We start from the raw sequence: 13,230 nt of genomic DNA, 5'->3' as shown, positions 1-13,230 counted from the left end.
ACCGTGCCAACATTTTCTGCAAGCCTTGAAAAGGCGCTCCACCAGGCACTGACCTACGCAAACGAGCGCCACCACGAATATGCAACGCTGGAACACCTGCTTCTCGCGCTGATCGATGACGGCGACGCTGCCGCCGTGATGGGCGCCTGCAACGTCAATCTCGACGTGCTGCGCAAGACCGTCACCGATTATGTCGATCACGACCTCGCCAATCTGGTTACGGGCTATGAAGAGGATTCCAAGCCGACTTCCGGCTTCCAGCGCGTCATCCAGCGCGCGGTGATCCATGTCCAGTCCTCCGGCCGCGAGGAGGTGACCGGTGCCAACGTGCTCGTCGCGATCTTCGCCGAGCGCGAGAGCCATGCTGCCTATTTCCTGCAGGAGCAGGAGATGACGCGCTACGACGCCGTCAACTTCATCTCGCACGGCATCGGCAAGCGCCCCGGCTCCTCCGAGGAGCGCAAGGTGCGCGGTTCGGAAGAGCCTGAAAACGAGCAGAAGCAGACGCGCGGTGCAGGCTCCGAGCAGGAAGAACCCGCAAAGAAGCAGGACGCGCTGACCGCCTATTGCGTCAACCTCAACGAGAAGGCCCGCAACGGCAAGATCGATCCGCTGATCGGCCGCCATGCCGAAGTGAATCGCACGATCCAGGTCCTGTGCCGCCGCTCCAAGAACAACCCGCTTTACGTGGGTGATCCGGGCGTGGGCAAGACGGCGATTGCCGAAGGCCTCGCCAAGCGCATCATCGAAGGCAAGGTGCCGGAAGCGCTGGCGGACGCCACGATCTTCTCGCTCGACATGGGCACGCTGCTTGCCGGCACGCGCTATCGCGGCGACTTCGAAGAGCGCCTGAAGCAGGTCGTCAAGGAACTCGAGGACTATCCGGGTGCGGTGTTGTTCATCGACGAGATCCACACGGTCATCGGCGCCGGCGCCACGTCCGGTGGTGCGATGGATGCGTCCAATCTTCTGAAGCCGGCTTTGTCTTCCGGTGCGATCCGTTGCATCGGCTCGACGACCTACAAGGAATACCGCCAGTTCTTCGAGAAGGACCGGGCGCTTGTCCGTCGCTTCCAGAAGATCGACGTGAACGAGCCGACCATCGACGACACGATCGAGATCATGAAGGGCCTGAAGCCCTACTTCGAAGAGTATCACAAGCTGAAATACTCCAACGAAGCTATCAAGACCGCCGTCGAACTGTCGGCCCGCTACATCAACGACCGCAAGCTGCCGGACAAGGCGATCGACGTGATCGACGAGACCGGTGCGGCCCAGATGCTGCTGCCTGCCGGCAAGCGTCGCAAGCTGATCACCGAAAAGGAGATCGAGGCGACGATCGCTACCATGGCCCGCATTCCGGCCAAGACCGTGTCCAAGGATGACGAGCAGGTGCTCTCCAACCTGGAGAAGGAACTGCGCTCGGTGGTCTATGGCCAGGATCTGGCGATCGAAGCGCTGGCATCGGCGATCAAGCTTGCCCGGGCTGGCCTTCGCGAACCGAACAAGCCGATCGGCAGCTACCTGTTCTCCGGCCCCACGGGCGTCGGCAAGACGGAAGTCGCCAAGCAGCTTGCAAGCTCGCTCGGCGTGGAACTGCTGCGCTTCGACATGTCGGAATACATGGAGCGGCACACGGTCTCGCGTCTGCTCGGTGCACCTCCAGGCTATGTCGGCTTTGACCAGGGCGGTCTTCTGACCGATGGAGTCGACCAGCATCCGCATTGCGTGCTGCTGCTCGACGAAATCGAGAAGGCGCATCCGGACCTCTACAACATCCTGTTGCAGGTCATGGATCACGGCTCGCTGACCGACCATAACGGCAAGAAGATCGACTTCCGTAACGTCATCCTGATCATGACGACCAATGCGGGCGCTTCCGACATGGCCAAGGCCGCCATCGGCTTCGGCTCGTCCAAGCGCGAAGGCGAGGACATGGAGGCGATCAACCGCCTGTTTACGCCGGAATTCCGCAACCGTCTCGATGCGATCATCCCGTTCGGCTCGCTGCCGACGCCGGTCATCCATCAGGTCGTGCAGAAATTCGTCATGCAGCTGGAAACCCAACTTGCCGAGCGCAACGTCACCTTCGACCTGCAGCAGGAAGCAATCGCCTGGCTGGCCGAGAAGGGCTACGACGAGAAGATGGGTGCCCGCCCGCTGGCGCGCGTCATCCAGGAAAACATCAAGAAGAAGCTCGCCGACGAAATCCTTTTCGGCAAGCTCAAGAAGGGTGGCGTCGTGCGCGTCTCCGTCGGCCCGAAGGAAGACGGCTCGAAGGGCCTGATTCTCGACGCCGTGCCGGAAACCGCGCCGATCAAGCCAAAGGCTGAAGTGGAAGAGGCTGCCGCCAAGAAGGCCAAGCCCCGCAAGGCCAAGGAAACGGTGGCCGCCGAAGCGGCACCCGCCAAGGCCAAGTCGTCCAAGAAGGCTGCGGAAGCCAAGGCTCCGGAGCCGAAGGACGAGCCGCCACGCAAATCGTCAGGCGCGGTTCCGAAGGTGCCACGCAAGAAATAACGGCTTTACAAATGATACAGGCCGGGCAGGAAACTGCCCGGCTTTCTTTTTGCCGATGATCCCGAGATATCGATGACTGCCGAGACCGCGCCAGACCACAATTCGCACACCCACTGGTTCCTTATCGGCATGCGCGGGCTGTTCAGCCTGCCGGCAATCATCCTCATGCTCTCCTTCGTTGGCTTCGCCGCCTTCACCGCGGAGGCGAAAATCCCGGTCGGGCAGGTCATGTTCATGACCGGCATGGTCTGGGCACTGCCGGCAAAAGTTATCCTTGTCGGCTCCATGCTGTCGGGTGCGCATATCGCGACGGCGTTCCTGGCCGTGACGCTTTCCTCCGTGCGCATGATGCCGATGGTGGCTGCGCTGATCCCGGAAATCCGCACCAGTCGGACGCCGACCTGGCTCCTGCTCATCGTCTCGCATTTCGTCGCCATCACCGCCTGGGTCTTTGCCATGGAACATGTGCGCGACGTGCCGCGTTACGGCCGCGTGGCCTTCTTCGCGGGCTTCGGCATCACGCTGACGCTCACCAACATCGTGCTGGTCGGTCTCGTCTATGGCGCGGTCTCGGAATTCCCGCCCATCGTCTCCGGCTGCCTGTTCTTCCTGACGCCGGTCTATTTCCTGACCTCGATCTGGATTTCCGCGCGCCACCGCGTGATCTACTGGGCGCTCGGCATCGGCCTTGCGTTCGGCTATCTCTTCGCGGTGATTGCGCCTGAATACGACATCCTGCTCACCGGCATCATCGGCGGCACGCTCGCCTGGTTGGGAGAACGGATGTTGCGGCAGAGGGAGGGAAAGCGATGAGCTTCGAAGGTCCCTGGCCCTATATCTACATCGCCATTGCCGGCTGGCTCGCCACGGATTTCTGGCGCTGGTCCGGCGTGATTGCAGGCAACCGCATCGATGAAAAGTCCGAAGTGCTGAACTGGGTGCGGGCGGTTGCTACGGCGCTGGTGGCGGCCGTCATCGCCAAGCTGATCTTCTTTCCGACGGGAACGCTGGAAAGCTCGCCGCTCTGGCTGCGGCTGGGCGCGGTGCTGGCCGGTGCGCTCTTTTTCTTCTTCGGCGGCCGCTTCCGCCAGATTCTGGGCATTGCCGCGGCCATTGCCTTCCTGGCCGCGGGACTTGCGATAATCGGCGCTTAGAGCGCGCTGAGGCCGAGGCTCTGGCGAAGATCAAAGCCGCCGGCGACGGGATAGCGGACATTGCCGATCTTCCAGGCGCCGCCGTTCTTCACGAAGTCGATCTCAACCGTCTTCGTCGTGCCGAAATTCGTCATCTCGGCGCGTACAACGGCATCCTTGTCGCTCTCCGAAACCAGCGTGACGACGGCAGAGACCTTGTCGAAATCCTGCGCGTCGATGAAGAAATCGAAGCCCGGATGGTTTTCGCCCGACAGCTGCTCGGCGACATCCGCCAGATAGGGGACGTCCTGCGGGCCGTTGCCGTCATTGGCATAGGACGCATAGACCTTCTCGATGATCTGCTCCGGCCGTTCGGCCGCAAAGACGGGAAACGCCGGCAGGGCTGCGGCCAGCGCGACGCTGGCGAGGCCGAGCAGGAGGGTGCGGCGGGTGAGGGCAGCCATCACGCCAGTGCCTTGCGGAGTTTTTCGGCATTTGCCGCAAGCACGCCCTGGTCTTCCATCGTGCCGGTATGCGGCTTGAGCGGCAGGCCTTCAACGCGCGGGATGACGTGGAAATGCAGGTGATAGACGGTCTGGCCGGCGGCCGGTTCGTTGAACTGGATGACCGTCACGCCATCGGCCTCGAAAGCTTCCTTGGCCGCGACGGCGACCTTCTGCACGACGGGCAGCAGGCGGGCCAGCGTTTCCGGATCGGCATCGAGGATATTGCGCGACTGGGTTTTGGGGATGACGAGCGTGTGGCCGTTTGCCTGCGGCATGACATCCATGAAGGCGAATGTGTGTTCGTCCTCATAGACGCGGTGCGAGGGGATTTCGCCGCGCAGGATTTTTGCGAAAATGTTGTTGGTGTCGTAGCTCATGCTCGTCTCCCGGTCTCACTCTGTCTCGTTGTTGTGTTCGCCGCGGCGGAAGGGGCCGTGTTCGGCCAGATAGTCGCCCATCATCTCCACGTCCTTGCGCTCGCGCTCGAGATACTCGGCAACGGCGCGGCGCAGGCCCGCATGGGTGATGTAGTGGGCGGAATGGGTAATGGTCGGCAGGTAGCCGCGGGCCAACTTGTGCTCGCCCTGCGCGCCGGCTTCGACGCGCTTCAGCCCCCTGGCGATCGCGAAATCGATGGCCTGATGGTAACAGACCTCGAAATGCAGGAAGGGGTGGTCCTCGATGCAGCCCCAGTGACGGCCGTAGAGCGTGTCGCCGCCGATGAAGTTGATCGCGCCTGCGATATAGCGGCCGTCGCGTTTGGCCATGACAAGCAGGATGTCGTCGGCCATGCGTTCGCCGATCAGGCTGTAGAAGTCCCGGTTGAGATAGGGGCGGCCCCATTTGCGGCTGCCGGTGTCCATATAGAAGGCGAAGAACTGGTCCCAGATCGCCTCGGTCAGATCCTTGCCAGTCATCCAGTCGATTTCGATGCCGTGCTCCAGCGCCGCCCGGCGCTCCTTCTTCAACGCCTTGCGCTTGCGCGACGCCAGCGTTTCGAGAAAGGCATCGTATGAGCCGTAGCCGTCATTGACGAAATGGAACTGCTGGTCGGTGCGGTGCAGATAGCCGGCGGCCTCGAAGACCGGGATTTCCGCATCCGGCACGAAGGTGACATGGGCGGAGGAGACGCCGTGGCGCTTGGCGAGTTCCTTCAGGCCGCCGGCAAGGGCTGCCTGTGTCTCGATGATTGGCTGATCGGTCCGGTGCAGGAGGCGCGGGCCAGTGGCGGGCGTGAAAGGGATGGAGGACTGCAGCTTCGGATAATAGCTGCCGCCGGCCCGCTCGAAGGCATCGGCCCAGCCGTGGTCGAAGACATATTCCCCCTGGCTGTGGTTTTTCAGATAGACGGGCAGGGCGCCGATGAGGGCGCCCTCGTCGTTTTCCAGAAGCATGTGCTGACCGAGCCAGCCGGTATCGGCCGTGGCGCAGCCCGATTCTTCCAGCGAGGACAGGAAGGCATGGCTGACGAAGGGATTGTAGGGCGTTTGCGCATCCGCCCTGGAGGCGCCTGCGAGGCGCCCCCAGTCTTCGGCCGAAATATCGGCAAAGCTCGTTTCGACGCGGATGCGCACCGTCACCTCAGGCCGTCAGGGCTTCGCGCGGATCGAAGCCTTCGAAGGTCATCTGGTCCGCGTTGAGCGCCGTGATCGTGCGCGCCTCGTCATCGCGCACCGTCCAGGTGATGACCTGCTTGCCAAGGTCGCGCTGGCGGCTGATGAAGGCGTTCGGCAGGTGACCGTAGTAATAGGAGATGAAGTCGAGACCGTACTGCATCGCCTCTTCATGCACGGCAAAATTCTCCGGTCGCGCGCCGTCCGCTGTCAGGCCGACCGGGCGTGTGGTGCCGATCTCCTTCAGATCCTTCAACAGCCACGTGTCGAAGCTCATCAGGGCGATCGGCCCTTCATAGCCCTCGATGGCGTCGAGCACGGCCATGGCGAAGCCGTCGTCGTCGCCCTTGCGGCCCTTCAGCTCCAGGACGAGCGGCACGCGGCCCTTCACGAGGTCGAGCAGTTGGCGCAACGTCGGCACCTTGTCGGCCGTGCCGCCGATGGTCAGCAGGCCGAGCTCGGCGGCGGTGCGCTGGCGCACGTCACCCTCGATGCCGCAAAGACGCTTCAGGTCATCGTCATGGAAGACGACCGGAATGGCATCGGCGACATATTGCAGGTCGCATTCGATGGCGAAACCGGCCTCGACCGCGCGAGCGAAGGCCGAAAGGGTGTTTTCCCAGATGGCCCGGTTGAGATCATGATAGCCGCGATGCGCAATCGGGCGCTCGGTCAGCCAGTTGAATTTGTGCATCAGGCGATTTCCATGATGGCGTCGATCTCGACGGCGGCATTCAGGGGCAGGGAGGCCATGCCGACGGCGGCGCGTGCATGTTTGCCGGCGTCACCGAGTGCGCCGACGAGGAAATTCGAGGCGCCGTTGATGACGAGGTGCTGCTCGACGAAATCGGGCGTGGAGGCGACGAAACCGTTGATCTTGATGACGCGCTTGATGCGCGAGAGATCGCCGAGCGCGGCCTTTGCCTGGGCGAGCAGGCCGAGCGCGCAGAGTTCGGCGGCTTTCTGGGCGCCAGGGACGTCAACATCCTTGCCGACATGACCGGTGACCGCGAGCTTGCCATCGAGCATGGGGAGCTGGCCGGAAATGTGAAGCACGTTGCCGCTGATGACGAAGGGCACATAGTTCGCCGCGGGGGCCGCAGCCACTGGAATGTCGTAACCCAGCTCCTTGACGCGTTTTTCGATTTCAGCGGACATTGCGGTCTCCATTCTTGATCGCCGGCTTGATAGATAGGGACGGCGCGCTGCGGCTGTGAGGGGCATTGCGGCAAGGCCTGTCGCAATGTTGGAAATGAATATGGCATCGCGTGGATATTGCCTCGCTTTTGCCGAAAGAGTTCATATAACATCGCGCTCGACTTCAACAGGAGGAAACGGATGTTTCGTTCAGCCTTTGTCGTGGCCATCACGGCCGGGACATGCCTCGCCGGCAGCGGCGTGACCAGCGCCTTTGCCTCACCGGCGAGCGGGCTTGCGCCGCACCGCGCCGTCTACGACCTCCAGCTCAAGGACGCCACCGAGCGCTCCGGCATCGCCGGCATGTACGGCCGCATGGTCTACGAGTTCAACGGCAGCCCCTGCGACGGCTACACGGTGAGCTTCCGCTTCGTCACGCAGGTCAATACCGGCGAGGAAACGCGCCTCACCGACCAACAGACGACGACGTACGAGGATCTGAAGAGCCGCAGCTTCCGCTTCCTCACCCGCTCCTTCACCGACGAGAAGCTGGACAAGGAAGTGCGTGGCACGGCGCGCGACGACAAGACGGGCGTCAGCGTCGACCTGACATCGCCCGATGCGCGCAAGCTGGAACTGGCGGAGAGCCGTTTTCCGACCGAGCACATGCTCGAGGTGATCGAGCACGCCAAGAAGGGCGACCGGTTCTTCGAATCACGCCTCTATGACGGCTCGGATGCGGGCGACAAGACGCTGATGACGACCTCCGTCGTCGGCAAGAAGGAAATGCCGAAGGCGGGCGATCCGGATGCCGACAAGGCCGGAAAATTCGCCAAGCAGGCCTTTTGGCCGGTGTCCATCGCCTATTACAACGACACCAATGACGGCGATGCGCTGCCCGTCTACCGCATGGCGTTCAAGCTTTACGAGAACGGCGTCACACGGGACCTCACCATGGATTACGGCGAGTTCGTGCTGACCGGCAAGCTCGCCAAGCTTGAGATGTTCAAGCCGCAGGAATGCAAGTAGGCGCGGCATTCTGCGTGTTTTTTACCGTGCGGCCCTTGATTTTCCGGGAAACGGAGGGTAAAGGGCCGCTCATTCCACACGTGAGGCATGGGATTGTCCGGGAGAAATCCGGATCGTTCCGCCCGGTGGCATTTCCCAGGAAGTGCTGTTCGCCTTGCGGAGGTTCAACCGGAAAAGGATAACTAGGCATGGCATTGCCCGATTTCTCTATGCGCCAGCTTCTCGAAGCCGGCATTCACTTCGGCCACCAGACGCACCGCTGGAACCCGAAGATGAAGCCGTACATCTTCGGCGATCGCAACAACGTTCACATCATCGACCTGGCCCAGACCGTTCCGATGCTGTCGCGCGCCCTTCAGGTCGTGTCCGACACGGTTGCCGGCGGCGGCCGCGTTCTGTTTGTCGGCACGAAGCGTCAGGCTTCCGACATCATCGCTGACGCTGCCAAGCGTTCGGCCCAGTACTACGTCAACGCCCGCTGGCTCGGCGGCATGCTGACGAACTGGAAGACCATCTCCAACTCGATCCAGCGCCTGCGCAAGCTCGACGAAATCCTCGCTTCGGAAGGCTCTGGCTATTCGAAGAAGGAGCGCCTGAACCTTGAGCGCGAGCGCGAAAAGCTTGAAAAGGCTCTCGGCGGTATCCGCGACATGGGCGGCACGCCGGACCTGATGTTCATCATCGACACCAACAAGGAATCGATCGCGATCGAAGAAGCCAAGCGTCTTGGCATTCCGGTCGTCGCCGTCATCGACTCCAACTGCGACCCGGATCCGATCGATTTCCCGATCCCCGGCAACGACGACGCCTCGCGCGCCATCGCTCTGTACTGCGACCTGATCGCCCGCGCTGCCATCGACGGCATCGCGCGCCAGCAGGGCGCTTCGGGCCGTGACCTCGGCGCCTCGGCTGAAGTTCCGGTCGAGCCGGCTCTCGAAGCCGAAGCGTAAGGCAAAGGTCGGAGCGACACCTTCGCTCCTTCTTTCCTGATCAACCGAGGCCAGAGAGACGATCCCTGGCCTCGGCTTGTTTATAAAGGTCCTGCTTTTCGATGACCCTCAAGGGTCGCGGTTTCAAAACGGCAGGCCAGCGGTGATATTCATCACCCTGTCACATTTCCGGGTACATTCGTTCCCAAAACCTTGAGTTCGCCGCGGTTTTCCGGCGGCACGCAACAACCGACAAGAGGCTCACAATGGCTGAAATCACCGCTGCACTGGTGAAGGAACTGCGCGAAAAGTCCGGCGCAGGCATGATGGACTGCAAGAAGGCGCTGGCTGAAAACGACGGCGACATCGAAGCAGCGATCGACTGGCTGCGCGCCAAGGGTATCGCCAAGGCCGACAAGAAGTCGGGCCGCACGGCTGCTGAAGGCCTCATCGGCATCGCCAGCGCCGGCACCAAGGCCGTCGTCGTCGAAGTCAACTCGGAAACCGACTTCGTTGCCCGTAACGACGCCTTCCAGACGATCGTTCGCGGCGTTGCCGACGTAGCGCTCACCACCGACGGTACCGTTGAAGCCGTAGGTGCTGCCACCTATCCGGCAACCGGCAAGTCGGTCACCGACACGATCAAGGACGCGGTTGCCACCATCGGCGAAAACATGAACCTGCGCCGCTCGGTTGCCCTGTCGGTCGAAGACGGCGTCGTCGCGACCTACATCCATAACGCTGCCGCTGATCGCCTCGGCAAGCTCGGCGTTCTCGTCGCGCTGAAGTCGACCGGCGACAAGGAAGCCCTGACTGCCATCGGCCGCCAGGTTGCCATGCACGTTGCTGCAACGGCACCGCTCGCCATCCGCGCCGAAGAAGTCGATGCTGCCGTCGCCGAACGCGAACGCAACGTCTTCATCGAGCAGTCGCGCGCTTCCGGCAAGCCGGACGCGATCATCGAAAAGATGGTTGAAGGCCGCATGCGCAAGTTCTTCGAAGAAGTCGCCCTGCTGTCGCAGGCCTTCGTCATGAACCCCGACCTCACGGTTGGCGCTGCCGTCAAGGAAGCTGAAAAGACCGTCGGCGCGCCGATCGAAGTCGTCGGCATGGCCCGCCTCCTGCTCGGCGAAGGCGTCGAGAAGGAAGAGTCGGACTTCGCCGCTGAAGTTGCAGCCGTCGCCAAGGGCTGATTTTCCTATTTTTGTTGGGAAATAGTGGGCCGTTTGGGAAAACAGAAGGGCGCCGCGTGACAACGCGGCGCCCTTCGTGTATCCGGCTTGCCGATATGCCTGCCCCGAAATTTCTCTGCGGCCATGGCTGCCCCTTGCGCAACCGCCCCGGTTGCCGCCCGGGCGGCCGGATCGGGTGAGCAGGTGCACGAGTTCAGGAGCGACAATGACCGCCAAGCCAATCTATAAACGTGTTCTGCTGAAATGCTCCGGCGAGGCCCTGATGGGGTCGCAGGGCTTCGGTATCGATGTCGCGGTTGCCGACCGTATCGCCTCCGATATTGCCGAAGCCCGCGCCATGGGCGTTGAAGTCGGCGTCGTCGTCGGCGGTGGCAACATCTTCCGCGGCGTGGCCGTGGCCTCCAAGGGCGGCGATCGCGTCACCGGCGACCACATGGGCATGCTCGCGACCGTCATCAACGCATTGGCGCTCGCCACCTCGCTGCGCAAACTCGACATCGATACGGTCGTGCTCTCGGCCATCGCCATGCCGGAAATCTGCGAAAGCTTTTCGCAGCGCGCGACGCTCTACCATCTGTCGCTCGGCCGCGTGGTGATTTTCGCCGGCGGAACGGGCAACCCGTTCTTCACGACCGACAGCGCTGCCGCCCTTCGCGCCGCCGAAATGGGCGCGGAAGCAATCTTCAAGGGCACGCAGGTCGACGGCATCTATTCCGCCGATCCGAAGAAGGATCCGACGGCGACCCGCTTCGATCGCCTGACGCACAGCGAAGTACTCGAAAAGGGCCTTGCTGTCATGGACGTCGCGGCCGTCGCGCTGGCGCGTGAAAACCACATCCCGATCATCGTCTTCTCCATCCATGAAAAGGGTGGTTTCGCCGAAATATTGACCGGTGGCGGACGCGGGACCATCGTAACCGACAACTGATTCTGAGTCGGCGCACGCGTCATAGGTGCAGCCGTTCTGTGAGAAAATAGGAGTATTCCGATGAGTGAAGGTATCGACCTGAAGGAACTGAAGCGCCGCATGGATGGCGCGATCACCGCATACAAGAACGACATCGCGTCGCTGCGCACCGGCCGTGCCTCGGCCAACGTGCTCGATCCGGTGCAGGTCGAGGCCTATGGTTCACGCGTGCCGCTCAACCAGGTCGCCAACATCTCGGTTCCCGAACCGCGTATGCTCTCGGTCTCCGTCTGGGACAAGGGCATGGTCGGCGCCGTCGAACGCGGTATTCGCGAATCGAATCTCGGCCTCAACCCGATCATCGACGGCCAGAATCTGCGTATCCCGCTGCCGGAACTCAACGAGGAGCGCCGCAAGTCGCTCGTCAAGGTCGCGCATGACTATGCCGAAAAGGCCAAGGTCGCGATCCGCCACGTCCGCCGTGACGGAATGGATGACCTTAAGAAAGCCGAAAAGGATGGCGATATCGGCCAGGACCTGAGCCGCGCCCAATCCGAAAAGGTGCAGAAGATGACGGACGAGACGATTTTGGACGTCGATCGCTTGCTTGCCGAGAAGGAAAAGGAAATCATGCAGGTTTAAGGCTTTCGCCACCTGTATTTTTTCTCTTTTCCGGATTGTTCATGAACCAGCTTTCGCCCAGCACCGTACCGGCACACGTCGCCATCATCATGGATGGCAACGGACGCTGGGCGAACGCACGCGGCCTGCCGCGCGCCATGGGGCATCGCAAGGGTGTCGAGGCGGTGCGCGAGGCGGTGAAGACGGCGGCTGAATGCGGCGTCTCGTACCTCACGCTCTTCGCCTTCTCCTCGGAGAACTGGAATCGGCCGGAAAGCGAGGTCTCCGACCTCATGGGTCTGCTGAAGACCTTCATCCGGCGCGACCTCGCGGTACTGCACAAGCAGAATGTCCGCATCCGTGTGATCGGCGACCGGGCAAATCTCGCAAGCGATATCCTGCCGCTGTTGCTCGAGGCGGAGGAGACAACGCGCGGCAATTCCGGCATCACGCTGGTCATCGCCTTCAACTACGGTTCCCGTGACGAGATTGCCCGCACCGTGCGCAAGCTTGCCGAGGAGGTCGCCGCCGGTCGCCTTGACCCGTCGCAGCTGACTTCCGAACGGATCAGCGCCTCGCTCGACACGGCCGATATTCCCGATCCCGACCTCGTTATCCGCACCAGCGGGGAGGAGCGCCTGTCGAACTTCCTGCTCTGGCAGGCTGCTTATGCCGAACTCATGTTCGTTCCCGAATACTGGCCGGATTTCACGCGCGACACGTTCCGTACGGCCCTGGCGCGTTATGCTGCACGGGAACGCCGTTTCGGCGGCCTGCAGCCTGCCGCCACACTTGCGGTTGGTTCCTGATGCAGACTGAACTTCGCCTGCGTATCATTTCCGGCATCGTGCTTGCCGCCTTGGTTCTGGCAGCCACTTGGTATGGCGGCATTGCCTTCCGCCTGCTTGCTGCCGCGATCTCCGTCCTCGTCTACTACGAGTGGTCGACCATCACACGGCTTCCCGATTCGGATTTCCGTGGCAACGCCTTCGGCTGGGCGACCGTCGCCGGCATTGCCGGCCTTGTGATCTTCGGCTTCGACGAACTGGCGCTGCCGGTGCTCATCGGCGCGACCGTGGCCAGCATCCTCTATGCCTTCGCCTTCACGAAAAGCGGCTGGCTGCCAGGCGGTATCGTTTATTCCGGCCTGACCGCGATTTCGCTCGCCGCCATCCGCGGCGACAGCGGCGAAGGTTTTGCCGCGATGATCTTCATCTTCGCCGTCGTCTGGGCGACGGACATCCTGGCCTATTTCGTCGGACGCGCCATCGGCGGCCCGAAGCTGGCTCCGCCGATCTCTCCTGGCAAGACCTGGTCGGGCGCCATTGGCGGCGCGGTTTCGGCCGTCATTGCCGGCACGCTCGTGCATGCCGCGTTCTTCCCGCTGAATGGTTTGTGGATCCCGGTCATCGCGCTCGTCCTGTCCGTCTGCAGCCAGATCGGCGATCTCTTCGAATCCTTCATCAAGCGCCGGTTCGGCGTCAAGGATTCCAGTCGTCTCATTCCGGGTCACGGCGGCGTCATGGACCGCGTCGATGGCCTTGTTTTCGCCTGCTTCGCCGCGTTCCTCATTGCACTTGGCGATGCCATCGTGTCGGGGGCTGCAAACGCGCCGGCCGGCGTGTTTCTCTTTGGCCCGTGAGCC

General features: G+C 62.3%; 15 protein-coding genes. 10 read left to right on the top strand and 5 right to left on the bottom strand.

Going from position 1 to position 13,230, the window contains the following annotated elements; genetic code table 11:
• Positions 1–3: 3 nt before the first annotated feature.
• The 3 genes from clpA (at position 4) to MUU55_RS01230 (ending at position 3,671) form a co-directional block, all read left to right on the top strand.
• Positions 4–2,517: an ATP-dependent Clp protease ATP-binding subunit ClpA gene (gene clpA, locus MUU55_RS01240; protein ID WP_244758952.1), complete on the top strand. Its 2,514-nt coding sequence runs from the start codon at positions 4–6 to the stop codon at positions 2,515–2,517.
• 72 nt (positions 2,518–2,589) lie between these two features.
• Positions 2,590–3,330, top strand: coding sequence for an AzlC family ABC transporter permease (locus tag MUU55_RS01235; protein WP_244758951.1), 741 nt, complete (start codon positions 2,590–2,592; stop codon positions 3,328–3,330).
• A complete protein-coding gene (locus MUU55_RS01230) occupies positions 3,327–3,671 on the top strand; it encodes an AzlD domain-containing protein (protein WP_244758950.1) in 345 nt (114 codons plus the stop codon). Before MUU55_RS01235 ends, MUU55_RS01230 begins: the two co-directional genes overlap by 4 nt.
• On the opposite strand, the gene MUU55_RS01225 is transcribed toward MUU55_RS01230, so the two are convergent.
• From MUU55_RS01225 to MUU55_RS01205, 5 genes are read right to left on the bottom strand one after another with little or no spacing between them, the layout of a single operon-like run.
• Complete coding sequence (locus MUU55_RS01225; RefSeq protein WP_244758949.1) at positions 3,668–4,114, bottom strand: YqhG/Tai3 family protein; 447 nt, start codon at positions 4,112–4,114, stop codon at positions 3,668–3,670. The genes MUU55_RS01230 and MUU55_RS01225 overlap by 4 nt on opposite strands.
• Entirely contained in the window at positions 4,114–4,533 is a 420-nt protein-coding gene (locus tag MUU55_RS01220) for an HIT family protein (RefSeq protein ID WP_244758948.1), read from the bottom strand. Before MUU55_RS01220 ends, MUU55_RS01225 begins: the two co-directional genes overlap by 1 nt.
• Positions 4,534–4,548: 15 nt before the next feature.
• Positions 4,549–5,730 carry a GNAT family N-acetyltransferase gene (locus tag MUU55_RS01215; RefSeq protein ID WP_425314123.1) on the bottom strand — a complete coding sequence of 394 codons (1,182 nt, stop codon included), beginning with the start codon at positions 5,728–5,730 and terminating at the stop codon, positions 4,549–4,551.
• A 7-nt stretch (positions 5,731–5,737) separates the two neighbouring features.
• Positions 5,738–6,463 (bottom strand): glycerophosphodiester phosphodiesterase, encoded by a 726-nt coding sequence (locus MUU55_RS01210; RefSeq protein WP_244758946.1) that lies wholly within the window; start codon positions 6,461–6,463, stop codon positions 5,738–5,740.
• On the bottom strand, positions 6,463–6,927 hold the full coding sequence (locus MUU55_RS01205) for a RidA family protein (RefSeq protein ID WP_244758945.1): 465 nt from the start codon (positions 6,925–6,927) through the stop codon (positions 6,463–6,465). Before MUU55_RS01205 ends, MUU55_RS01210 begins: the two co-directional genes overlap by 1 nt.
• Positions 6,928–7,107: 180 nt before the next feature.
• On the opposite strand from MUU55_RS01205, the gene MUU55_RS01200 reads away from it, so the two are divergent.
• The 7 genes from MUU55_RS01200 (at position 7,108) to MUU55_RS01170 (ending at position 13,227) form a co-directional block, all read left to right on the top strand.
• A complete protein-coding gene (locus MUU55_RS01200) occupies positions 7,108–7,935 on the top strand; it encodes a cell envelope integrity EipB family protein (protein WP_244758944.1) in 828 nt (275 codons plus the stop codon).
• A 188-nt stretch (positions 7,936–8,123) separates the two neighbouring features.
• Positions 8,124–8,885: a 30S ribosomal protein S2 gene (gene rpsB, locus MUU55_RS01195; protein WP_117371155.1), complete on the top strand. Its 762-nt coding sequence runs from the start codon at positions 8,124–8,126 to the stop codon at positions 8,883–8,885.
• 245 nt (positions 8,886–9,130) lie between these two features.
• On the top strand, positions 9,131–10,057 hold the full coding sequence (gene tsf, locus MUU55_RS01190) for a translation elongation factor Ts (RefSeq protein WP_244758943.1): 927 nt from the start codon (positions 9,131–9,133) through the stop codon (positions 10,055–10,057).
• A 205-nt stretch (positions 10,058–10,262) separates the two neighbouring features.
• On the top strand, positions 10,263–10,985 hold the full coding sequence (gene pyrH / locus MUU55_RS01185) for a UMP kinase (RefSeq protein ID WP_244758942.1): 723 nt from the start codon (positions 10,263–10,265) through the stop codon (positions 10,983–10,985).
• Between the two features lie 60 nt (positions 10,986–11,045).
• The gene (gene frr / locus MUU55_RS01180) at positions 11,046–11,606 is read left to right on the top strand and encodes a ribosome recycling factor (RefSeq protein WP_117371152.1); all 561 of its coding nucleotides are present in this window, start codon (positions 11,046–11,048) and stop codon (positions 11,604–11,606) included.
• A 41-nt stretch (positions 11,607–11,647) separates the two neighbouring features.
• Complete coding sequence (locus tag MUU55_RS01175; protein ID WP_244758941.1) at positions 11,648–12,394, top strand: isoprenyl transferase; 747 nt, start codon at positions 11,648–11,650, stop codon at positions 12,392–12,394.
• Positions 12,394–13,227, top strand: a complete 834-nt coding sequence (locus MUU55_RS01170; protein WP_244758940.1) for a phosphatidate cytidylyltransferase — start codon at positions 12,394–12,396, stop codon at positions 13,225–13,227. Before MUU55_RS01175 ends, MUU55_RS01170 begins: the two co-directional genes overlap by 1 nt.
• Positions 13,228–13,230 lie beyond the last annotated feature (3 nt).

It is taken from the genome of Shinella curvata (assembly GCF_022899935.1).
Classification (GTDB): domain Bacteria; phylum Pseudomonadota; class Alphaproteobacteria; order Rhizobiales; family Rhizobiaceae; genus Shinella; species Shinella curvata.
Note: the sequence above shows the minus strand (reverse complement) of the source record. Positions and strands in the feature narration are given on the sequence as shown.